18 protein-coding genes are annotated in these 21,883 nt (G+C 72.8%); 9 read left to right on the forward strand and 9 right to left on the reverse strand.

Going from position 1 to position 21,883, the window contains the following annotated elements; genetic code table 11:
* Positions 1 to 137 precede the first annotated feature (137 nt).
* The 5 genes from OH804_RS24060 (at position 138) to OH804_RS24080 (ending at position 6,621) form a co-directional block, all read left to right on the forward strand.
* Complete coding sequence (locus tag OH804_RS24060; protein ID WP_196921015.1) at positions 138 to 1,391, forward strand: cytochrome ubiquinol oxidase subunit I; 1,254 nt, start codon at positions 138 to 140, stop codon at positions 1,389 to 1,391.
* Positions 1,392 to 1,401: 10 nt separating this feature from the next.
* The gene (locus OH804_RS24065; RefSeq protein WP_406059667.1) at positions 1,402 to 2,409 is read left to right on the forward strand and encodes a cytochrome d ubiquinol oxidase subunit II; all 1,008 of its coding nucleotides are present in this window, start codon (positions 1,402 to 1,404) and stop codon (positions 2,407 to 2,409) included.
* Positions 2,406 to 4,082, forward strand: coding sequence for a thiol reductant ABC exporter subunit CydD (gene cydD, locus OH804_RS24070; protein WP_406059669.1), 1,677 nt, complete (start codon positions 2,406 to 2,408; stop codon positions 4,080 to 4,082). The genes OH804_RS24065 and cydD overlap by 4 nt, the downstream gene beginning before the upstream one ends.
* Positions 4,079 to 5,878, forward strand: coding sequence for a thiol reductant ABC exporter subunit CydC (cydC, locus tag OH804_RS24075; protein ID WP_406059671.1), 1,800 nt, complete (start codon positions 4,079 to 4,081; stop codon positions 5,876 to 5,878). The genes cydD and cydC overlap by 4 nt, the downstream gene beginning before the upstream one ends.
* A gap of 68 nt (positions 5,879 to 5,946) precedes the next feature.
* Positions 5,947 to 6,621, forward strand: a complete 675-nt coding sequence (locus OH804_RS24080; protein ID WP_196921011.1) for a permease prefix domain 1-containing protein — start codon at positions 5,947 to 5,949, stop codon at positions 6,619 to 6,621.
* Positions 6,622 to 6,643: 22 nt separating this feature from the next.
* Here the strand turns inward: OH804_RS24080 and OH804_RS24085 are convergent, their stop codons facing one another.
* Entirely contained in the window at positions 6,644 to 6,982 is a 339-nt protein-coding gene (locus OH804_RS24085) for a PadR family transcriptional regulator (RefSeq protein WP_112680778.1), read from the reverse strand.
* Positions 6,983 to 7,140: 158 nt separating this feature from the next.
* On the opposite strand from OH804_RS24085, the gene OH804_RS24090 reads away from it, so the two are divergent.
* Both OH804_RS24090 and OH804_RS24095 read left to right on the forward strand, forming a co-directional pair.
* Positions 7,141 to 8,106, forward strand: coding sequence for a DNA primase (locus OH804_RS24090; RefSeq protein ID WP_406059674.1), 966 nt, complete (start codon positions 7,141 to 7,143; stop codon positions 8,104 to 8,106).
* A gap of 39 nt (positions 8,107 to 8,145) precedes the next feature.
* The gene (locus OH804_RS24095; RefSeq protein ID WP_196924772.1) at positions 8,146 to 10,590 is read left to right on the forward strand and encodes a transposase; all 2,445 of its coding nucleotides are present in this window, start codon (positions 8,146 to 8,148) and stop codon (positions 10,588 to 10,590) included.
* Between the two features lie 269 nt (positions 10,591 to 10,859).
* Here the strand turns inward: OH804_RS24095 and OH804_RS24100 are convergent, their stop codons facing one another.
* From OH804_RS24100 to OH804_RS24115, 4 genes are all read right to left on the reverse strand, one after another.
* Complete coding sequence (locus OH804_RS24100; RefSeq protein WP_406059675.1) at positions 10,860 to 11,453, reverse strand: GTP-binding protein; 594 nt, start codon at positions 11,451 to 11,453, stop codon at positions 10,860 to 10,862.
* A 1-nt stretch (position 11,454) separates the two neighbouring features.
* Positions 11,455 to 11,832 carry a DUF742 domain-containing protein gene (locus tag OH804_RS24105; protein WP_030329021.1) on the reverse strand — a complete coding sequence of 126 codons (378 nt, stop codon included), beginning with the start codon at positions 11,830 to 11,832 and terminating at the stop codon, positions 11,455 to 11,457.
* A gap of 98 nt (positions 11,833 to 11,930) precedes the next feature.
* The gene (locus OH804_RS24110) at positions 11,931 to 12,335 is read right to left on the reverse strand and encodes a roadblock/LC7 domain-containing protein (protein ID WP_030329023.1); all 405 of its coding nucleotides are present in this window, start codon (positions 12,333 to 12,335) and stop codon (positions 11,931 to 11,933) included.
* On the reverse strand, positions 12,332 to 15,949 hold the full coding sequence (locus OH804_RS24115) for a nitrate- and nitrite sensing domain-containing protein (protein WP_406059678.1): 3,618 nt from the start codon (positions 15,947 to 15,949) through the stop codon (positions 12,332 to 12,334). The genes OH804_RS24110 and OH804_RS24115 overlap by 4 nt, the downstream gene beginning before the upstream one ends.
* A 502-nt stretch (positions 15,950 to 16,451) precedes the next feature.
* Here OH804_RS24115 and OH804_RS24120 point away from each other — a divergent pair.
* Positions 16,452 to 16,745 (forward strand): hypothetical protein, encoded by a 294-nt coding sequence (locus OH804_RS24120; protein WP_231392511.1) that lies wholly within the window; start codon positions 16,452 to 16,454, stop codon positions 16,743 to 16,745.
* 2 nt (positions 16,746 to 16,747) lie between these two features.
* On the opposite strand, the gene OH804_RS24125 is transcribed toward OH804_RS24120, so the two are convergent.
* Positions 16,748 to 17,821, reverse strand: coding sequence for an adenosine deaminase (locus OH804_RS24125; RefSeq protein ID WP_196921007.1), 1,074 nt, complete (start codon positions 17,819 to 17,821; stop codon positions 16,748 to 16,750).
* A gap of 140 nt (positions 17,822 to 17,961) precedes the next feature.
* On the opposite strand from OH804_RS24125, the gene OH804_RS24130 reads away from it, so the two are divergent.
* Positions 17,962 to 18,831 carry a putative RNA methyltransferase gene (locus OH804_RS24130; RefSeq protein WP_406059681.1) on the forward strand — a complete coding sequence of 290 codons (870 nt, stop codon included), beginning with the start codon at positions 17,962 to 17,964 and terminating at the stop codon, positions 18,829 to 18,831.
* Positions 18,832 to 18,833: 2 nt separating this feature from the next.
* Here the strand turns inward: OH804_RS24130 and OH804_RS24135 are convergent, their stop codons facing one another.
* The 3 genes from OH804_RS24135 to OH804_RS24145 all read right to left on the reverse strand — a co-directional run bounded on the left by OH804_RS24135 (position 18,834) and on the right by OH804_RS24145 (position 21,747).
* Positions 18,834 to 19,514, reverse strand: a complete 681-nt coding sequence (locus tag OH804_RS24135; protein ID WP_112677367.1) for a DUF4272 domain-containing protein — start codon at positions 19,512 to 19,514, stop codon at positions 18,834 to 18,836.
* Positions 19,515 to 19,624: 110 nt separating this feature from the next.
* A complete protein-coding gene (locus tag OH804_RS24140; RefSeq protein ID WP_406059683.1) occupies positions 19,625 to 20,905 on the reverse strand; it encodes a thymidine phosphorylase in 1,281 nt (426 codons plus the stop codon).
* Between the two features lie 137 nt (positions 20,906 to 21,042).
* Positions 21,043 to 21,747 carry a cytidine deaminase gene (locus tag OH804_RS24145; protein ID WP_406059685.1) on the reverse strand — a complete coding sequence of 235 codons (705 nt, stop codon included), beginning with the start codon at positions 21,745 to 21,747 and terminating at the stop codon, positions 21,043 to 21,045.
* Between the last annotated feature and the right edge of the window lie 136 nt (positions 21,748 to 21,883).

Below are 21,883 nucleotides of genomic sequence, written 5' to 3' on the forward strand. Positions count from 1 at the left end.
ACGATCGAGCGCGATCTCCCCTACGTACTACGTGGCGTAGTAGAGTTTTCTACGACAGGGCGTAGTAGTTCTTATCAGTAGGCAAACTACGTGTAGGGTGGCTACGACAAGGGAGCCAACGCTATGGAGGGCTGGTCATGGACACCCTGCTCCTCGCCCGCCTGCAGTTCGCCACCACGACCTCGATCCACTTCCTGTTCGTGGTCGTCACGCTCGGGCTGGTCACCCTGCTGGTCGGCATGCAGACCGCCTGGGTGCTCACCGGCAACCCGAAGTGGGAACGGCTGACCCGCTACTGGGGTCAGCTCTACGTGATCAACTACGTGCTCGGCATCGCCACCGGGATCGTGATGGAGTTCCAGTTCGGGCTGAACTGGAGTGGCCTGTCGCGCTACGTCGGCAACGTCTTCGGCGCACCGCTGGCCATCGAGACGCTTGTGGCGTTCTTCCTGGAGTCCACGTTCCTCGGGATGTGGATCTTCGGCTGGCACCGGCTCGGCAAGGGCGTCCACCTCGCGCTGCTCTGGGGCGTGGCGATCACCGCGTACGCCTCGGCGTTCTGGATCATGGTGGCCAACTCCTGGCTGCAGAACCCGGTCGGCTACGAGGTCCGCGACGGGATCGCCCACCTCACCGACTTCGGCGCGCTGCTCACCAACCCCAGCCTCGGCATGGCCTTCGGGCACGTGGTCTCGGCGGCGCTGCTGGTCGGCGGGATGCTGATGGCGGCGGTCAGCGCCGGGCACCTGCTCCGGCGTACCCCGGACTTCGCGCTCTTCCGCACCTCGCTGCGGATCGGCCTGGTCACCGCGGCACTGGCCATCACGATGGTGCAGGGCTTCGGTTTCGCCCAGTTCGGCCCGGTGGGCTCGGTGCAGCCGACCAAGTTCGGCGGCGACGGCCCGGAGAGCCAGGCGCTGATCGCCGAATGGACCGCGCGGTTCGGCCCCGGCGACTACACCCCGCCGGTGCTGGCCAGCGTCGGGCTCGGCTTCATGATTTTGATCGGCTTCACCCTGGGCTGCCTCTGGCTTCTGCTGCCCCTGCTCTTCCGGGACTGGATCATCCGACTGCGCTTCCCGCTCTGGCTGATCCTGCTCGCCCTGCCGCTGCCGTTCGTCGCGGTGATCCTCGGCTGGATCTCGCGGGAGGTCGGCCGTCAACCCTGGGTGGCGTACGGACTGCTCCCCACCGAGCAGGCCGTCTCCCCGGTCAGCGCACCGCTGATGCTGACCTCGCTGATCGGGTTCAGCCTGCTGCTGGGCACCCTCGCCGTCACCAACTGGGTGCTGCTCGCCCGGCACGCCAGGCGAGGCGCGGCCGACCCGGCGCTCGGCCGCCCGCCGGCACCGCCCAGCGAGCCGGCCCACCCCGAACCCGCCCTCGTCTGAGGAGTAGACAGTGGACCTCGCCTGGTACGCAGTGCTCGGCCTCTTCTTCGCCAGTTACCTAGTGCTCGCCGGCTACGACTACGGCGTCGGGCTGCTGCTCGCGCGCGGCGTCGGTCCGGACGGGCGGCGGGAGGCGCTCACCGCCCTCGGCCCGTTCTTCCTCGGCAACGAGGTCTGGCTGGTGGCCGCCATGGGCATCCTCTTCGGGGCGTTCCCCCTTCTGGAGGGCGAGTTGCTCGCCGGCTGCTATCCGGCCGTCGTCGGCGCCCTGGTCGGCGTCATCCTGGTCACCGTCGGGGTGCAGCTGCGGAGCCGACCCGACGACGAGCGGATCCGCGCTCGCTGGGACCGCGTCGTGATGATCGGCAGCGCCCTCGCCGCGCTGGGCTGGGGGGTGCTGCTCGCCGCGCTGTTGCAGGGCGTGCCCCTCCAGGCCGACGGGCACGTCGCCGGGGTGACGCACCTTGTCACCCCGTTCGCGGCAGCCGCCGGGCTGGCCATGGTCGCCCTGGTCGCTGTGCACGGGGCGACCTTCCTCACAGTCCGCCTCTCCGCCGAGGCCGCCGCCGTGGTCGGCCGTACCGCCCGCCGGTTGGTGCCGGTGGCGCTCACCGCTGTCGCCCTGGCCACCGTCGTGGGCCTGCTCTCCGCCCGGGTACGCGACGCCGTGCAGCGGCCGGCGGTGGCCGTACTCCTGCCGGTGCTGCTCGTGGTGGCGCTGCTGGCGGCCCGCGCGGCGCTGGCACGGCGGCGGCCCGGGTGGGCCCTGGTCGCCACCGGCGCGGCCCTGGCGCTGCCGGTGGTGCTGGTCGGAGCCGCTCTCTGGCCATACGTGCTGGTGTCCACGACCGACCCGGACGCCTCGCTGCGGGTGGCCGACGCGGCCGCCAGCGCGCCGACCCTGCGGCTGCTGGGCTGGGTGGCGCTGCCGCTACTTCCGGCCCTACTAGGCTTCCAGGCGATGTGCTGGTGGGTTTTCCGAGGACGGACCGACGGTAGGGCACCGGTGTACTGGTGAGCCGCCGTCCGTTCGACCCGCGTCTGCTGCGCCGGGTCCCTGCGGCCCGGGGCGACCTTGCCGTGCTCGGGCTCCTGGGCGTGCTGGCCGCCGGGTTGATCGTGGCGCAGGCCACCGCGCTCGCGTCGCTGCTCGCCACCGCCATCGACGGTCGGCTGGACCGACCGGCGCTGGCCGGTTTCGTCGTCGCGGTCGCCGCCCGCTCGGCAGTGGTCTGGGCGCAGGGCACTGTCTCGGCGCGGGTCGCCGCCACCGTCAAGGCCACGCTGCGGGCCGACCTGCTCGGCGCGGTGGGCCGGCACGGGCCCGGCTGGGTGGCCGGGCAGCGGGCCGGTGAGATCGCCACCCTGGCCGGGCGTGGGTTGGACGCGCTGGACGCGTACTTCACCGGGTACCTGCCACAGCTGGTGCTCAGCGTGACGGTGCCCCTGGCGGTGCTGGCCCGGGTCGTCTTCGCCGACTGGAGCTCGGCGGTGATCATCGCGCTGACCCTGCCGTTGATCCCGGTCTTCGGAGCGCTGCTCGGCTGGCAGGCGCAGGCCGCCACCGAACGGCAGTGGCGGCGGCTCGCTCTGCTCGGCGGGCACTTCCTCGACATGGTGGCCGGGCTGCCCACGTTGCGCGCGTTCGGGCGGGCCCGGGCACAGACCGACGTGGTGCGCCGGATGGCCGACGGTCACCGCGTCGCCACCATGAAGACGTTGCGGATCGCGTTCCTCTCCGCGCTGGTGCTGGAGTTGGTCGCCACCCTCTCGGTGGCGCTGGTCGCGGTGCCGGTCGGCATCCGGTTGCTCGGCGGCGGGCTGGCCCTCCAGACCGCGCTGCTGGTGCTGCTGCTGACCCCGGAGGCGTACCTGCCGCTGAGGGCCGCCGGCAGCCGGTTCCACGCCAGCATGGAAGGTCTGGCCGCGCTGGACGAGGCGTTGACCGTCTCCGCCGCACCCGTCGCGCCCCGGGCCGCCGAGGGCGCCTCCGCCCCGGACGCGCGGGCCGAGATCCGGTTCGAGGGCGTGACGGTGGCGTACGAGCGCACCACAGCGCTGCGCGACGTGACACTGACCATCCGACCCGGTGAACGGATCGCCATCATCGGGCCCAGCGGCGCCGGCAAGAGCACACTGCTCGGCCTGCTGCTCGGCTTCGTGGTGCCGACCAGCGGCCGGATCACAGTGGGCGGGGTCGACCTCGCCACCGCCGACCCGGACGCCTGGCGCCGGCAGTTCGCCTGGGTGCCGCAGCGGGCGCACCTCTTCGCCGCCTCGCTGGCCGACAACATCCGCCTCGGCGCGCCGGACACTCCGGCCGACGCGCTCACCGCCGCGGTGCACGACGCCGCCCTGGACGACGTGGTGGCCGGGCTGCCCGACGGCTTGGACACCCTGCTCGGCGAGCGCGGCCACGGGCTGTCCAGCGGGCAGCGGCAGCGGGTGGCGCTGGCCCGGGCGTTCCTGCGGGCCGCCCCGGTGGTGCTGCTCGACGAACCCACCGCCCGACTCGACACGGCGGCCGAGGCGGTGGTGCTCGACGCCACCCGTCGCCTGGTCGCCGGGCGGACCGCGCTGTTGGTAGCGCACCGACCGGCGTTGCTCGCCGACGCCGACCGGATCCTGCGCATCGAGGACGGGCGGGTCACCGAGTTGACGCCCGAACCGACCGGGAAGGCCAGCCGATGACCGCCGAACACGGGCCGGCGGCGGTGGCCGATCCGACGCCGGCCGGGCGGCTCGCCGCCGAGCGGGCCGTGCTGCGACTGGCCCGGCCGTACCTGGGCCGCCTGGTCGGAGCCGGGCTGCTGGCAGCCGCCACCGAGTTCGCCGGGCTCGCCCTGATGGCCACCGCCACCTGGCTGCTGATGAGCGCCGCCGGTCAGCCTCCGCTGGACCGCCTCACCGTGGCGATCGTCGCGGTCCGGGCGCTGGCGATCAGCCGGGGCGTCTTCCGCTACACCGAACGGCTCGCCGGGCACGACGCGGTGCTTCGCATGATCACCGACGTCCGGGCCCGGGTCTTCGCCACCCTGGCGGCTCGCCGTGGCACGGCGCACCGCTCGGGGGACGTGCTGAGCCGCCTGGTCTCCGACGTGGAGGCCGTCCAGGACCTGTTGCTGCGGGTGCTGGTGCCCGCTTCGGCGGCGGCAGTGGTCGGTGTGTTGGCGGTGGCCGTGGCGGCGCTGATCTCGGCACCGGCCGCCGGCGCGCTCGCCGTCGGGCTGCTGGTCGCCGGGGTGGCGCTGCCCGCACTGGCCACCGCTGTCACCCGACGCAGCGCCGCCGAGGTGGCCCCCCTGCGGGGCGCGCTGGCCACCGACGCGATCGACCTCACCCACGGCGCGGCCGACCTGGCCGCGTTCGGGGCGACCGCCAGCACGCTGCGCGCCGCCGAGCAGCGCGCCCACCGGCTGGCCCGACTGGAACGTCGGCTGGCCGCCACCGGGTTCGCTGTGGACGCGGCCGGCGTGCTGACCGCCGGCGTGACCGCCGCGGCGGTGGTGCTGGTCGCGCTCGCCACCGACGTGTCGGGGGTGCTGGTGGGCGTCCTCGCCGTCGGCGCACTGGCCGCCGTCGAGGTGACCCTGGCGCTGGTCACGGCGGCCCGGCAGTGGACGCAGCTGCGGCAGGGCCTGACCCGGGTGGCCGACCTGCTCGACACCGACCCGCCGACCCCGTCGCCCGCGACCGGTCCAACGGACCTGAGCGGCCCGCACGACCTGCGCTTCGTCGACGTGACAGTGCGGTACCGGGCCGGCGCGGCACCCGCCCTGGACGGGGTCAGCCTGGACCTGCCGGCGGGACGCCGAATCGCTGTCGTCGGCCCGAGCGGCGCCGGTAAGAGCACCCTGGCCGCCGTGCTGACCGGCACCGTCCAGCCGGCGTCCGGCCGGGTCACACTGGACGGCCACGACCTCTCGACGTACGCCGAGGAGGCGCTGCCCCGCGCGGTCGGCGGGCTGCTGGCCGAGGCGTACGTCTTCCACGCCACAGTGCGGGAGAACCTGCTGCTCGGACGGGCCGGAGCGGGCGAGGAGGAGCTGACCGGGGCGGTCGACGCCGCCGGCCTGCTGGACTGGGTCCGCGCCCAGCCGGCGGGCTGGGACACGCTGGTCGGCGAGGAGGGCGGGCAGCTCTCCGGCGGGCAGCGGCAGCGGCTTGCGCTCGCCCGGGCCCTGCTGGCCGCGCCGGCGGTGCTGGTGCTCGACGAGCCCACCGAAGGTCTGGACCCGACCGCTGCGGACGCGGTGCTCGCGTCCGCCCTCGCCGCCACCCCCGCCGGGCACTCGGTGCTGCTGATCAGCCACCGGCTCAGCGGGCTGGACGAGCTGGACGAGCTGGACGAGATCGTGGTCCTGGACGGCGGCCGGGTGATCCAGCGCGGTCGGCACGCCGAGCTGGTCGCCGCCCCGGGCTGGTACCGGGACCAGTGGCAGCTCCAGGCCGCTGCCGAACGGGGTTACCTGGCGCTCGCCCCCTGACCCGCCTCGGGGGCGGACCAGGGTTGTCCCGGACGTCGAGCCGCCGCAGTCCGTGGCACTGTGGTGCCATGGCGCGCGGTGAGGACGTGATGGTCGACGAGCACCTGCGGGAGCTGGCGGCTCGGTTGCAGGGGCCGGCGCGACTCAAGTCCGACCTGCTGACCGAGGCCCGGCATGGGTTGCTGGACGCCGTCGAGGCGTACCGCGAGAGCGGGGTGCCACCCACCGAGGCGCAGCGTCGGGCGGTGGTCGAGTTCGGTTCACCGGCGCAGCTGCTCCCGTCCTGGCAGGCCGAGCTGGCGGTGGGCGCCCTACGCGGGCTCTCCCTGCGGATGCTGGCGATCGCCGGGGTGGGGGTGGTCGCCGGTGATCTGACCTGGCGGGGGTCGAGCTGGAGTGGTGGCCCGCGTCCCCCGGCCGGCTACCTGCTGCTCTCCAACTCGGTCGACTGGATCTGGATGAGCGCGCTGCTGCTCTCGGTGGCCGGCCTGCTGGTGGTGTGGGCGAGCGCGCGGGCGCCACGGCCGGGCCTGGCCCTGGCGCAGCGTGCGGTGGGCGCCGGCCTGACCGGCGTCCTGGCCCTCGGCATGATCGCTGGCTGCGCCCTCTTCACCTGGTCACTCAACCTCTGGGACGCGGCGCTGCACTGGCCCCCAATGATCATCGGGGCGGTGTTGGTGGGCGGCGGATACTTCTCGCTGACCCGCGCGGCACGCGGCTGGCTGCTGGCCACCACCCGCTGATCGGCGGCCCGCCCCGCGCGGCTCAGGCCGGGGTGGGCGGGCTGCCGGGGTCGAGGAACCGCCCGACGGTCAGTTGGAACTCGCGCCAACCCGCGCGCTCCCCGGCCAGCGCCCGTCGGCCGGAGTCGGTGAGCTGGTACGTCCGCCGTTCCCGACCGCTGACAGTGCTCCAGGTGCTCGCCACGTGGCCGGCGCGTTCCAGGCGACGGAGCGCCGGATAGATGGTGCCGGTGGGCAGATCGAGATTGCCGTCACTGCGGGCGCGCAGCGCCTCGATGATCGCGTAGCCGTGCAACGCGCCCTGTTCGAGAACGGCGAGCAGCAGAGCGTCGAGATGGCCGTGCAGCGCCTGGGCCTTCATACGTAGCTACGCTACTTGTCGAACGGCCGCTTCGCCAGCGCTGACGACCAGCAGGTCGGACCCGTGCACCAACCGGCCACCGGGGTGCGGGCATCGGTCACCCAGCGCCGCCGACTAGGGTATGTGCCCAGAGTCACTCGCCGGCCAGACCCCGGCGGGTGGGCAACCCGAAGCACACGGAGGTCAGCGTGGCCCGCCAGTCGCCCCAACGGCCCGACGCCGACGAGCCCGAGCTCGACGACACCACCGGCGCGGCCGAGCCAGACGAGACCGAGGAGACCGACCGCCCGTCGGCGTCGATCGACCGTTCGCTCTGGGACGAGCTGCGCATCGACCCAGTGGAGATCGCCCTGCCCGCCGGCACCGGCTTCACGCTCCGGGCGTACCGGCCGGCCAGCTCGCTGACCCCCACCGACGTGACCGAGCGCGACCAGGACGACCCGTTCCTCGCCCGCCGCCAGGCGATCGAGGAGGAAGAGGACGACGAGACCGTCGTCATCCTCGACGAGGAACTGGCCGGGGAGTTCGCCGCCGAGGACGAGGACGAGGAGTCCACGCGCCGCCGCCGCGACGGCGCCGCAGACACCGGCGACGAGTCCGACGAGGCCGCCACCGACGAGGCGGACGAGGCGGACGACGAGGAGGTGCCGGTCTTCCTCAGCAACCAGGGCAAGCTGCTGCTGTTCAAGACCCCCGAGTCGCTCGTCAGTTTCATCCGATCCGGTGCGCCAAACGATCTGTCCCAACTGGACAGCTGGAATGAATTGTCCGAACGGGTGGAGCCGGCAGATATCGCTCCGCTGGACGAGGACACCTACGAGCTCGACCTGGTCGTGGAGAACCTGCGCGGCGGGCACGACACGTGGGATTCGACTCTGCTGATCGAGGCGGGCGAGGTCGCGCGTGACCTCTCGTACGCATTGCGGCTGCCTGCGGTACTCGACATGCTCTCGGCCGGCTCCAGCCTCGACGACCTGGACGAGGCGCTGCGCGCCACCGCCAACGGTGGGATCGGCGCGTTCATGGGTCGGCGACGGCTGAAGAAGATCGGTGCGCAGACCGCGAGTTTGGGTTGGCGCACCATTGTCGGCAAGATCTCTGCGGTGGTGGACTGGCGCGACTGACCCGTACCGGGGAGCATCAGTTGCTGGCAGAGGAAAGACCTGTCCCGGGAGGAGGACGACGCCGTGGCGCTCGTGCGCGTTTACTGCGGTCTGGCCTCGGCGGATCCGGCTGACCGACCGGCCTCCGCCGGTTCGACGCTGACGTCCGCTGTGGTCGACGACGCAGGCCGTCTGCTGCATGTCTGCGAGATCAGCGATGACGCCGCTGGCTACGCCCAGCTCGTCTCGCTGCTCGTGGAGCGGTCGGGCGGGCCGAGCGGTGCGGCCATCGCCGCCGACAGCGACGACCACACGGTCACCTCGCTGTTGAGCGCGGCGGGGCGGCCCCTGGCGATCGCCGACGACGACTCGGTGGACGACTTCGCCGAGCGGTTCGCCGATGACGACTCCCTTGAGGAGATGCAGTCACCTCCGGCCGAACGACGGGCGGTCGGTCTGGCCCGCGCGTTGCAGGCCGGGGCGCTCTCGGCCGTCACCCTGCCGGCACCCCGGGATCTCGCCGGCTACAAGCAGGTGCTGTCCGCGCACGCCGCGCTGACCAGTGGTCGGCACTCCGCCGCCGTGGCGCTGCGCGAGGTGCTGCGCGAGCTCTACCCGGCGGCTCTCCGCGCCTACCCGGACCCAGCCGAGCCGGTCTCTCTGGCCGTGCTGGACGCGCTGCCCGAGCCGGGCATGCTCGGCGGCACAGTGGCCCGGGGCCGCGAGGTGTCGGTCGCGGCGGACGCCATCGCCGCGCACCTCGCCGCGGACGGGGTCGCCGATGCCGAGGAGATCAACGAGGCGGTCACCGCCCTGCGGGTCGCCATCTCCGAGACACCCCGACGCGCCGCGGTCAACCGTGCGCTCACGTCCGCGGTGGCCGAGACGGTCCGCCAGGCCGTCGCCTCGGTCCGGGCGTGCGACGCCGGGTGTGAGGCGCTGGTCAGCGCGCTCAGCTCACGCGTCAGCACTCCTGTCCAAGCACCCGGCCGCCGGGCCGCTGCCCGCCGTGGCGAGTCCGTCGGTGAGCTGACCGGCCTGGCCGGCACCAACGCCGGTCTGACCGGCCTGGCCGGCACCAACGCCGGGTTGCGGTCGGTCCGACCCGCCCCGTCGGGCGCCGAGCCAGCACCCGCCGTCGGGCGGCGCAGCCGTCCCGAGCCGGTCCCCGGTAACGCGCCGCTGGCGTCGCCCCGCCCGCTCGGGCCACCGCCGGTCGCCCCGGCGCCGGTCACGCCACCGCCTGTCGCACCCGCACCGATGACCCCGGCGGCGATGGCTGGTCCGCCAGCGTCCACGCTGCCCACCCGCAGCGAGCCGCTCCCCAGCCGGATCGACGGCCCGACCAACCGGCCGGTCTCCGCGCCGCCGCCCCCGCCCCCCGGGATCACTCCGATCGCGCCGGCACAGCGCGGCATGGTGCCCCCGGCCGAGGCCGGCGAGCCGTTCCGGCCGACGCTGACCACCGCCGCGATCAACCACGCGCGGGCCGAGCGGCAGCGTACTGTCATTCCGCCCCGCCCCAAGACCAACGGCGAGCCCCGGCCGAGCCACCAGCAACGCCCGGTCGACGAGCCACCCACCGGCGGGTTCAGCGCCACCGATCTCAGCATTCCGGTGCCGACCCCCCGCCCCGGGCAGGAGACCGCACCGCCCGGCTCCCGGGCCAACTGGCCGCTGGTCAACAACCCGGAGGACCCGTCCGACAGCTCACCGAACAACCCGGTGGCCTACTCGTACGGCGGCAGCCGCGGTGTCGACGCCCCGACCGACCCGGGTCGGGCCGACGGTCGGGTCACCCCGCCCTGGTTGGCGGACGACCTGCCGCCGGAGCCACCGATGCTGCGGCTGGTGGAGCCGCCGCCGCTGGCCGACCGGGCGCTGCGCGAAGGGCCCAACCCTCCCGCGGACCAGCACCTGGAGACGCCGCCGCTGCGCCTGGTCGACCGCGAGCAGGCCGCTCGCAACGGTCGGGCGGCCGCCCGCACCGAGCGTGCCGCCGAGCACCGGCCGTCGCCCCCGGTCGAGCACCGGCCACCGCCGATGGAGCACCGGCCGCCGCCGGTCGCCGACGAGGGCGACGGCGATCTGCTGATCTTCGCGCAGGCCAAGTCGGCCTGGTTCGTCGGCCAGGCCGAGGAGTCCGACCTGGACTGGTCAACCACTGCCGACACCGGCTGGCAGGCCGCTGAGCAGGCCGCCCGCCCGGCGGTGGGCGCCGAGACCAACGCCGGGCTGCCGAAGCGCGTACCGCAGGCCAACCTGGTGCCGGGTTCGCCACTACGCGAGGAGCGCCCATTGCGCATAGTGCGTGATGCGGCAAGCCTCGCGGAGAACACGACCGGCTACTTCCGTGGCTGGCGTCGCGGCCAGGAGATCGGCGGTTTCGCTGTGGGCGGTCGGCCCGGTCGCGAGGCGGCCGGCGGCTGGGACTTCAGCCGCGACCACGGGGACCGCGACGACGACCGGGAGTACGAGTACCGCTCGGCCGGCTACCAGTCCTGACCCTCTTCAGACGCAGAAGCGCCCCCAGCCAGTTGGCTGGGGGCGCTTCTGCGTCAGCAGGGCGATCCCCGGGCACGCAGAAGCCGCCTCGCGAGGACAATGGGTGAGCTCGTGCCCCGGGAAGGGGCTGACAGCTTCCAGGTCGTCAGGAGGCGGCTCGGCGGCGCGCCGGCTCGTCTGGGCGACGAGCCAGCGCGGAGACACTCATCGGGGCGGCCGGCAGCGCCCGATGGCGGCCGGAGCCACCACCGGGGCGTGCAGCGCCGCGATCAGGCCGGGGCGACGGCGCGCGTACGGCGCATGGTGAGCACGTACTCGACCAGCGAGATCAGCACGTGCTTCGTCGACTCCCGGTTACGGGCGTCGCAGGCCACCACCGGCACGTCGCTCGAGATCGCCAAGGCGTCCCGGACGTCCTGCGGGTCGTGGTACTGCATCCCGTCGAAGCAGTTGATCGCCACCAGGTACGGCAGGCGTCGGTGCTCGAAGAAGTCGATCGCCGCGAAGCAGTCGGCCAGCCGGCGAGTGTCCACCAGCACGACCGCACCGATCGCACCCCGCACCAGTTCGTCCCACATGAACCAGAAACGGGTATGACCCGGCGTACCGAACAGGTACAGGATCAGGTCACGGTCGATCGAGATCCGGCCGAAGTCCATAGCCACCGTGGTCGTCGTCTTGCCCGGCACCTGCCGGGTGTCGTCGACGCCCACGCCAGCGGAGGTCATGATGGCCTCGGTGGTCAGCGGCGTGATCTCCGAGACCGAGCCGACCAGCGTCGTCTTACCGACGCCGAATCCACCGGCGATAACGATCTTCGCCGACGTCACGCGGCCGCTCGGGTTCGGCGGGCGGTGCGACATGTCAGAGCCTGCGAAGTCCACTCAGCACCCTCTCCAGCAGTTCAGTGCCCACCGCGTCGTCGGAGTCGTCCAAAATGGTCGGCTCGTGGACCGCGACCAGGCCGTCCGTCGCCATGTCGGCGATGAGCACCCGGGCCACACCGAGCGGGAGCTGCATCCGCGCCGCGATCTCCGCGAGCGATTGCACGCGTCCGTCACACAGCGCGGCGATGTACTGGTGTTCGCGGCCCTGGCCGCCGTTGCCATTGGCAGCAGCCCGGCCGCGCACCGTCGTCTCGACGAGCGCCTCCAGCGCGATGTCGAGCCGGGGACGGGTGCGACCACGGGTCACGGCGTATGGACGGACCAACGCTCCGGTTGGTTCGTCACGATCGGCCATCTCGCCGCTCACCTCCTTCGCACCCGTTACCGGCTCCCACCGGTGAAACCCGTCGTTGTCGTTGTTGCAGTCGTGCCGACCTCACGATCGGCGAAACGTCAGCCCAGCATGCCCGCAGCCGCACGCGGCTGCGGGGTCAGTGCGTCGCCCACCCGGTCGACCAGCAGCGCCATCTCGTAGCCAACCTGGCCCACGTCGGAGCTGCGGGCTGCCAGCACGGCGAAGGACGAGCCGTCCGAGATGGACATCAGGAACAGGAAGCCATTGTCCATCTCCACGACGGTCTGCAACACCGCGCCTCCCTCGAAGCAGCGTGCTGCCCCCTGGGTCAGGCTGACCAGACCCGACGAGATCGCGGCGAGCTGATCTGCCCGGTCGCGCGGCAGATCCCGTGACGACGCGAGGAGTAGGCCGTCCGCCGATACGGCGACCGCGTGCGCGACGCCGGGCACCCGGTCGGCGAAGTTGGCCAGCAGCCAACCAAGATCCTGCGTAGTTGTCATCCTTCTTGCTCCTTCTGCCCGCTCCCGGCCACCGGGCCTGAGCCAGACTGCGAGGATTGCCCTCCCGGAGTCGCCTCCGGGCTGGTCGGGGTGTCCGAGGTGCTACGCCCTCGCTGCACGCCCCGGTGGTAGGCGGAGAGCAGGCCACGAACCGCCTCCGGGGAGCGCCGCTGGACCGAGGTGGTGGGCTTCTCCACCGCACCGGGCACCAACTGCGCCATCGGCTTGCGTTTCGGCAGACCGGTAGTGGTGGTCTCGTTCACCGGCACCGCACCGGCCGCCGCGGAGGCAGCACGCCAGCCGTCGTCGGCAGCGGTCTGCCAGCCGTTGCTCTGCGGTTGGGGCCGGCGGTTCGGCAGGCTCTCGGCGAGGCTGGGGCGGGTGCCCTCGTTCGCTGTGGAGCCGTTGTTCCGCGGCGCTCCTCCGACCGTCGGAGTGTCTGCCATCGGTGTGTTACCTGTCGTCCCGGGTGGTGTCTTGTGGACTGCCCGACCGCTGGCCTCGACCGTGGCGAACTGCTGGGTCGCGGAGTCGCCGTTCGTCGCTGGCTGGCCGCCGGCCGCGGTCTCCTCGGAGCCCGGGCGACGGGTACGGAACCAGGCCGACTCGAGCTCCCGGAAGATCGGCAGCTCCATCGTCTCGTCCGCGTACCGCTGACGGTTCTGCGCCTGCGGCTGCTGCGGCGTCGGCCGAGTCTGCGGGGCCGGAGCCGGCGCTGCTGCCGGGGTCGGCGCTGGTGCCGGAGGTTGGGCCGCGGCCGGCTGCTCGCCGGGTCGCGGCACCCGCGGCAGTTCCGTCGTCATGTCCAGCGCGGCGGCGAGCCGCTCGGGCACCGGCGGGGTGGCCGTGTCCCGGTCGCTGCCCGGCACTGGCGGCCAGGCCGGCGGCGCCGGAGCGCTGGCTGCCTGTGCGGGCGGGGCGGACCGGGGCGCGAACCCGCTGAACGACTGGCTGGACGCGGGCGGTGCCGAGTACGGCTGGCCCGAGTACGGCTGCCCGGACGCCGGCGAGGCCGAGACCGGCGACGCCGACACCGGCGGACCGGCGTACGGCTGCCCGGAGGCCGGGGCTGCGGAGACCGGCGCGCCGCCGTACGGGGCACCCGAGTAGGGATGACCCGAGTAGGGCTGGCCGGAGGCCGGCGAGGCGGAGACCGGCGCACCGGAGTAGGGCTGTGCCGAGACCGGCGGCGCCGAGTACGGGTGCGCCTCGGGGCTGCTCGGCAGCTGACGCGGAATGGACGGCTGCTGGCCGGTGGTCGGGGTCTCGTCGCCGGCCCGGCGCTGCGGCAGCGGGTCGGTTCCCGGGCCGTTGGCCGACCGGGGGGTGAACCCGTCGCCGCCGTTGACGCCGTTCGTTCCGGCCGCGCCGGTCAGATCGGACCAGGCCGGCATCGAGCGGTAGGCACCACCGTTGGCGGGGGTGCCGGCACCGTTGCGCGAAGCGGGGTCGAACGGACGACCGCCCAGGGTGACCTGGTTGCCGGACTCGCTCGGCCGGGGGCCGTTGCCCAGTGCGGGCAGCGCGCCGAAGACCGGCGCGGGCCCACCGGACTGCGGACCACCGAACTGGGGAGCACCGGCCGCCGGCAGCGCCGGAGGCTGCTGCACCCGACCGGACAGTGCCCGGGGCACCAGCACCGAGGTGGGCAGGCTCACTTCGGCGACAGTGCCGCGGTCGCTGCCGGGGCGCAGCTCGACCCGGACACCGTGCCGGGACGCCAGCCGGGCGACCACGACCAGGCCCATCATCCGGGACACGGCCACATCGACCTGCGGCGGCGTCGCGAGCCGCTCGTTGAGGTCGTGCAGCTGCTCGGCGCTGATGCCGATGCCACGGTCCTCGACGTACAGCGAGGAACGGTCACCGACCCGGCGGGCCTCGACCATGACCTGCGAGTCGGGCGGGGAGAACGCTGTGGCGTTGTCGAACAGCTCCGCGACGAGGTGCACCAGGTCGTTGACCGCGTGCGCGGCGACCTCGATGTCGCGGTCGATGACCCCGAACTCGATCCGGGTGTAGTGCTCGACCTCGGACTGCGCGGCGCGCAGCACGTCGATGAGAGCGGCCGGCTCGCGCTGCACACGGGTGGAGTCGGCACCGGCGAGCACCAGCAGGTTCTCGTCGTTACGGCGCATCCGGGTGGCCAGGTGGTCGAGCTGGAACAGCTCGGCCAGCCGGTCCGGGTCCTCTTCGCCGCGCTCCAACCGGTCGAGGTGCCCGATGAGGCGGTCGACCAGGATCTGCGAACGGCGGGCCAGGTTGACGAACATGGTCGCGACGGAGGCACGCAGTGCCGCCTGCTCGGCGGCCGTGCGGACGGCCTCCAGGTGGACGGCGTTGAACGCCTCGGTCACCTGGCCGAACTCGTCCTTGCTGCGCACCGGCAGCGGTTCGGCGATCTGGTTGGCCAGCTGCACCGGGGAGAGCTGCCCGACGACCTGCGGGTCGCGCAGTCGGGCCACCGCCTGTGGCAGGCCGTACTGGGCCACGGAGAGCGCGCCCTGCCGCAGCTCACGGAGCGAGCGGGCCATCGAGCGGGCCACCAGGTACGCGAAGAGGATGGCCAGCAGCAGCATGCTGAGCAGCAGGCCGGTCTCCAGGAAGACCTGGCGCTGGACGTCCGAGCGGAGGGTGTCGGCCTGGTTGACCACTTCACTGTCGAGCTTCCGCTCGACGGTGCGGATCAGCTTGGCGTTGGCCGTCATGGCGGCTTCCCACTGGTCAGGGCCGAACGGCGCACCGCGCATGTTGCCGGTGGTGTTGCCGTCGATCCAGCCGGTGTAGTTCTGTGCCTGCCGGCGGTCGCCGCCCGCGACCGTCTGGTCGTGGAACTTCGCGTCGTCCGGGGTGGCGACGGCCTTGAAGCTCTGCAGGGCCTGCTGCTGGCCGGTGTCGCTGGCGACGTAGTCCCTGCGCAGTGCCGGGGTCAGGCGTTGTCCGCCCTTCACGCCCAGCGCGCGGTGCACCACGACACGGCGTACGGCGAGGAACTCCTTCTCCCGGGCGACAGCCGCGGCGGCGCGCATCCGGTCGCTGAGTTGGTTGTCACCGGCGAGCTGCGTGGACGAGTCGCGGATGGCGAGCAGGTCACTGATCAGACCCTCGTACGCCTGCACGGTCTCGGTGAGCGCGAGCTTCCCGTTGAACACCTGGCTGCGGACGCCCGACAGGTCCTGGAGGTTCTGGTCGATGCTGTCGAGCAGCCCTTCCAGGCTGCTCGGCAGGTCCTCGATCTCGGTCCGCTGCTGCCGGTAGGGGATCGCATCCTGGTCCACCCGGGAGTTCACCCGGTTGTATGCCTCCTGGTACTGCGCCGTCGGCTGCGTCCCGTCCGCGCCCAGCAGCAGCACGGCGGCGGTCCGCTCGTCCTGCAGGCTGTCGACCAGGTCACCCGAATAGCTCGACAGATTCGCCAGGTCGCCAGCTCGGTTGGCATTGTTGAGCGTCTCCACGTGGTCGATGAGACCACTGGTGCCCACCACGACCGTGGCGATGGTCGGCACGATCATGATGAGACCGAGCTTGGACCAGATCGGCATGTCCCGGAGCCGGCTGGCCGGCCGGCGCAGCCGCGACAGGAAGGAGCCCGCCGTCTTTGGCCGTTTGCTCACGTCACCGCCCTCGCGATTACAGCTTGAACGCGTTGCCCCGGGCAACGCCCAGCGACCGACCCGGCGGGTCGGACCCCCGAGATTCCATCACGCCGGTCGACAAGAAGAAAGCCCAGGTTGTCCCCGACCGAAGGTGTGATGAGATGTTGATGCGATTTGATAGCAGTCTGTCTGGCCGGAGTAACTGAAGGTAATGAAACATCCGCACCGTGTTGTCCTACTGGCCGGCCCATCGGGGTCCGGAAAGTCGTACATAGCGCAGCAAACCGGCTTGCCGGTGCTCTGCTTGGACGACTTCTACAAAGACGGCGATGACCCTACGTTGCCCCGACGAAACGGCCAGGTGGATTGGGAATCGCCGCAGTCCTGGGACGCCTCCAGTGCGGTGGAAATCATTGCCCGACTTGCCCGCGAGGGTCGAGCCGATGTGCCGGTTTATGCGATCGGCGCCGATCGACGGGTGGCCACCCGGCCATTTGATGTCGCCGGATCGCCACTTTTCGTGGCCGAAGGGATCTTCGCCGCCGAGATCGTCGAGGAGTGCCGTCGCCGTGGCCTGCTCGCCGGGGCGTACGCGCTGCGCCGCCCGCGTGGCGCGACCTTCCTGCGTCGACTCGCCCGTGACCTGTCCGAGCAGCGCAAGGCACCCCGGGTGCTGGTTCGGCGCGGGGTGGCGTTGCTGCGGGCCGAGCCGGCCGTGCTGCGCCGGCAGATGGGCCTGGGCGCGGAGGCGGCCCGAGCCCGGGAGGTGCTGCGCCGGGTGGCCGGCCTGCTCGCCGGCCACCCGCATGGCTGAACTCAGGCCAGCAACTTCGCGTACGCCGGCTTGATCACCTCATCGATGATCCGCAGCCGCTCGTCGAACGGGATGAAGGCGCTCTTCATCGCGTTGATGGTGAACCACTGCAACTCCTTCCAGCCGTAGCCGAACGTCTCCACCAGCAGCGACATCTCCCGCGACATCGAGGTGCCGCTCATCAGCCGGTTGTCGGTGTTGACTGTGGCCCGGAAGCGCAGGTCCCGCAGCAGGCCGATCGGGTGGTCCGCGATCGAGGCCACCGCGCCGGTCTGCACGTTCGACGAGGGGCACAGCTCCAGGGGGATCCGCTTGTCCCGGACGTACGCGGCCAGCCGGCCGAGCGAGCCGTCGGGGGCGATGTCGTCGACGATCCGCACCCCGTGGCCGAGCCGGTCCGCTCCGCACCACTGGATCGCCTGCCAGATCGACGGCAGACCGAACGCCTCACCGGCGTGGATGGTGAAGTGGAAGTTCTCCCGTTGCAGGTACTCGAAGGCGTCCAGGTGCCGGGTGGGCGGGAAGCCCGCCTCGGCGCCGGCGATGTCGAAGCCGACCACCCCGGCGTCCCGGTGCCGCACGGCCAACTCGGCGATCTCCTGCGAGCGGGCGGCGTGCCGCATCGCGGTGAGGAGGGTGCCCACCCGGATGGTCAGGCCCGCCTCGACCGCCTGGGCGGTGCCCTCGGCGAACCCGGCCAGCACCGCCTCGACCACCTCGTCCAGGCTGAGGTCCCGTTCCAGGTGCTGCTCGGGGGCGAAGCGCACCTCGGCGTAGACCACTCCGTCGGCGGCCAGGTCCAGCGCGCACTCGCGGGCCACCCGACGCAGCGCGGGCCCGGTCTGCATGACCGCCACCGTGTGCGCGAACGTCTCGAGGTAGCGCTCCAGGGAGCCGGAGTCCGCCGCGTCCGCGAACCAGCGTCCGAGCGCCTCCGGGTCGGTGGTGGGCAGTTCGTGGCCCACCTCGGCGGCCAGGTCGACGATCGTCGCCGGCCGCAGCCCGCCGTCGAGGTGGTCGTGCAGCAGCGCCTTCGGGACCTTGACGATGTCCTCGTACCGGATAGTTGCGACCATGCTCAGACCCTAGTCAGCCAGCTCAGGCCCGCCGAGCCAGGCCACTAGGCTGGACCGTATGGACGCGCCACGGTGGCTGGACGAATGGGACGACCCCGGCGGGTGGGTCCACCACCGCCGACGCGGCCCGGCGGCCTGACGTGGACCCCCGCATCCTCGACCGGCTGCGCTGCCCGGTCTGCGGCGAGCCGCTGGCCGAGGCGACCGCCGGCACCACAAGTGCGCTGCGCTGCCCGCGCCGGCACAGCTTCGACATCGCACGGCAGGGGTACGTCAACCTCCTCGCGGGGCGCGCCCCGCACGTCGGCGACAGCGCCGAGATGGTGGCCGCCCGGGCGGACTTCCTCGCCGCCGGGCACTACGACCTCATCTCGGCCGCCCTCTCCGACGCCGCGACGGAAGCCGCCAGCCGGCCGCCGACGTCGGGCTTCGGGGCGTACCCCCTGGTGGTGGATGCCGGCGCAGGCACCGGCCGGTACCTCGGCGCGGTGCTGGCGGCGCTGCCGGACGCCGTGGGCCTGGCCCTGGACGTGTCCAAGCCGGCGCTGCGCCGCGCGGCCCGCGCGCATCCCCGGGCCGCCGCGGCGCTCGCCGACACCTGGCAGCGGCTGCCGCTCGCGGACGCCTCGACCGCCGTGCTGCTGAACGTGTTCGCCCCGCGCAACGGCCCGGAGTTCCACCGGGTGCTCGACCCGGCCGGCACGTTGCTGGTGGTCACACCCGACACCGACCACCTGGCCGAGTTGGTGGACGCCCTCGGCCTGCTGCGGGTCGACCCGGACAAGGCCGACCGGGTGTCCGGCAGCCTGGGCGGGCACTTCACGCTTGCCAGCTCGGCCGTACACCGGGCGGAGCTGACAATGACCCGGCCGGAGGTCGCCACACTGGTCGGGATGGGCCCCAGCGCCTGGCACACCGACCCCGCCGCCCTCGACACCCGGCTGGGCGCGCTGCCCGAACCGGTCCGGGTCACCATGGCGGTCCGACTCGACGTCCTGCGACCTCGCTGACCTCAGGTGGAGAGGTCGACCTCTTCCCAACCGGGCGGTTCGTCGTGGTACGGCCCGCGCAGGATCACCGCCCACTCCAGCGCCCACCGCCGCTGCCCGATCGCGTTCGCGTCGACCAGGCCCGGCGCACGCCGGCCGCCGCGCTCGGTCTCTAGGTACGCCCAGTCCAGGCAGTAGTGCAGGTCGAGTAGGGCGGCCGCGTCGGCCGGGTGCTGCGGTGCCGTGAGGATCCGGGAGCGCCAGTGCGGAAAGGTCTCCCCCTCGGCGATGTGCGGCAGCCGCTCGACCAGCCGCTCGTCGACGGCCAACGTCGGGTCGAGCTGCTTGCTCAGCCCGAGCACCCAGGCCAGCGCGAAGAGCGCGTCGTGGTGCAGCACGAACGACCGGTGGTCGCCCTTGCCGCCCATCACGAACTGCCACTCCGGCGGGGTGACCATGTCGACGAGGTGCGAGCCGAGCAGCCAGCTCATCGCCGCCTGCGGGGGCATCCCGAAGCAGCGGGCCAGGATCAGGTGCAGCACCGCGATCCGCGCCTCGATCTCCACGGTCGGGCGCAGGTCGATCTGGTCACCCGGCTCCCAGACGAGGGGAAACTGGGCCGGCGGCAACGGCAGGCCCAGCCGGGAAAGCTCGTCAAGGCTCGCCTCGCGCACCTCACGTGGGTCGGGGGCAGCAACGGTCACGGCGGATCTTCCTGTCTGCTCGCGCCGGCGCAAGGCCGGTTGTCCCCCCTTGGCCTGCGACAATAGCGCTCCCAGGTGACCGGCACCACGCCAGGGCAACCCCGGATCGGTCAGCTGATGCGTTCGATGACCAACGACGTCGCCGCCGGGGCCGTCGACGCGATCCGCACCGCCTCGGCGGCCTCGGTCAGCGCCGCCGGAATCCGCGTCGCGTCCTCGGCCCGCAGCTCGTAGAGCGGGTCACCGGCCCGCACCTCGTCACCCGGCCGCTTGTGCAACACCACACCGGCCGGCACGCTGACCGGGTCCTCCTTGCGCGCCCGACCCGCGCCGAGCCGCCACGCCGCAACCCCCATGGCGTACGCGTCGACGGCCGCGACGTACCCGTCCCGCTCGGCGCGGACCACCTCCACCTCGGCGGCCGTCGGCATCGGCGCGTCCGGGTCGCCGCCCTGCGCCCGGATCATCGCCCGCCAGGAGTCCATGGCCCGGCCGTCGCGCAGCGCCGCCGCCGGGTCGGCGTCCGGCAGACCGGCGGCGTCGAGCATCTCCCGGGCCAGGGCGAGGGTCAGCTCCACCACGTCGGCCGGTCCACCACCGGCCAGCACCTCGACCGATTCGGTCACCTCGACCGCGTTGCCGATCGCCAGGCCGAGCGGGGTGGACATGTCGGTGAGCAGGGCGACAGTCCGCACACCGTGCGCACCGCCCAGCTCGACCATGGTGCGCGCCAACTCGCGGGCCTGGTCGACGGACTTCATGAAGGCGCCCGAGCCGACCTTGACGTCGAGGACCAGCGCGCCGGTCCCCTCGGCGATCTTCTTGCTCATGATCGAGCTGGCGATCAGCGGGATCGCCTCCACGGTGCCCGTCACGTCGCGCAACGCGTACAGCTTGCGGTCGGCGGGGGCGAGCCCGGCACCCGCCGCGCAGATCACCGCGCCGACCTCGTCCAGCTGGGCGATGAACTCGTCGTTGCTCACAGTGGCCCGCCAGCCCGGAATGGACTCCAACTTGTCCAGCGTGCCACCGGTGTGCCCGAGGCCCCGGCCGCTCAGCTGCGGTACGGCGGCGCCACACGCCGCCACCAGCGGGGTGAGCGGCAGAGTGATCTTGTCGCCGACGCCGCCGGTGGAGTGCTTGTCGACAGTCGGCCGACGTACCGCCGACAGGTCCAACCGCTCACCACTGGCGATCATCGCGGCGGTCCACCGGGCGATCTCCGGCCCGGTCATGCCGTTGAGCAGGATCGCCATCGCCAACGCGGACATCTGCTCGTCGGCGACGACCCCCCGGGTGTACGCGTCGACCACCCAGTCGATCTGCGCGTCCGACAGAACCCCCCCGTCCCGCTTCACCCGAATAACGTCAACAGCAGCAAACCCAGTCATCAAAAGATCTTTCCTCGTCTGTTGCAGATCCCGACCGACGGCCCGTGACCACGTCAGGGCGGGGGCCGACCGTGCCCGGCGGAGGGATCAAGCCTGACCGCCCGGAGCCGGGCACGGTCGGCCCCCGCCCGCCAAGCTCAACCCCACCGAACAGGGATCTCCGCAGGCGGCTCACCCTCGCCGGCCCAGAAGATGGTGCCGGTCTCGTCGACCACGACCACCCGGGGCGTCCGGGCCAGGCCCCAGGTGATCGCCTCGGCCGGGTCGTCCCAGCTCGGCGCCTCCTCCAGCACGCCGGTCTCGGCGCCGGCGTCGTCGCCGGCCGACCGCTCCCAGTACGCCGTCCAGACCTGCTGGCCGGCGGACATGTCCGGGTGCACGAAGACGGTGCCGCGCCCGCGCCAGGCGGCGAGCCGCTCCGGGACCACCGGCACCGGCGTCTCGCCGGTGACCGCCTCCAGGTCCTCCACGCCGAAGGCGTGCGGCAGCAGCTCGGCCATCCGCAGTGGCCGGGTCTTGCTCTCGATCAGGCAGTCCGGCCCGCCGTGCTCCCAGAGCAGCTGCCGGCAGCGGCCGCACGGCATCAACGGCTCGCCTGTCGCGTCGACGCAGGAGAGCGCGACGAGCCGACCGCCGCCGGTGGCGTGCAGGCTGGACACGACGCCGCACTCGGCGCAGAGCGTCACACCGTACGCGGCGTTCTCCACGTTGCAGCCGACCACGACCCGGCCGTCGTCGACTAGCGCGGCCGCGCCGACCGGGAACGTCGAGTACGGCGCGTACGCGTGCCGCATCGCCTCGGTGGCGGCGGCGCGCAACTGCGCCCAGTCAATGTCCGTCATGCCATCATCCTGCCGAAGTAGCCCAGTTCAGAAGCCGTCAGGGTCCTGCGACCGTTACGTTCACCCCCGCAGGAGCGCGCGGCCCCCGCCGGCCCGCCGGCTTCGCCGATCATGCAGTTGTGGTGGGTGACAGGTG

Source organism: Micromonospora sp. NBC_00860 (assembly GCF_045207375.1).
Lineage (GTDB): Bacteria > Actinomycetota > Actinomycetes > Mycobacteriales > Micromonosporaceae > Micromonospora > Micromonospora vinacea.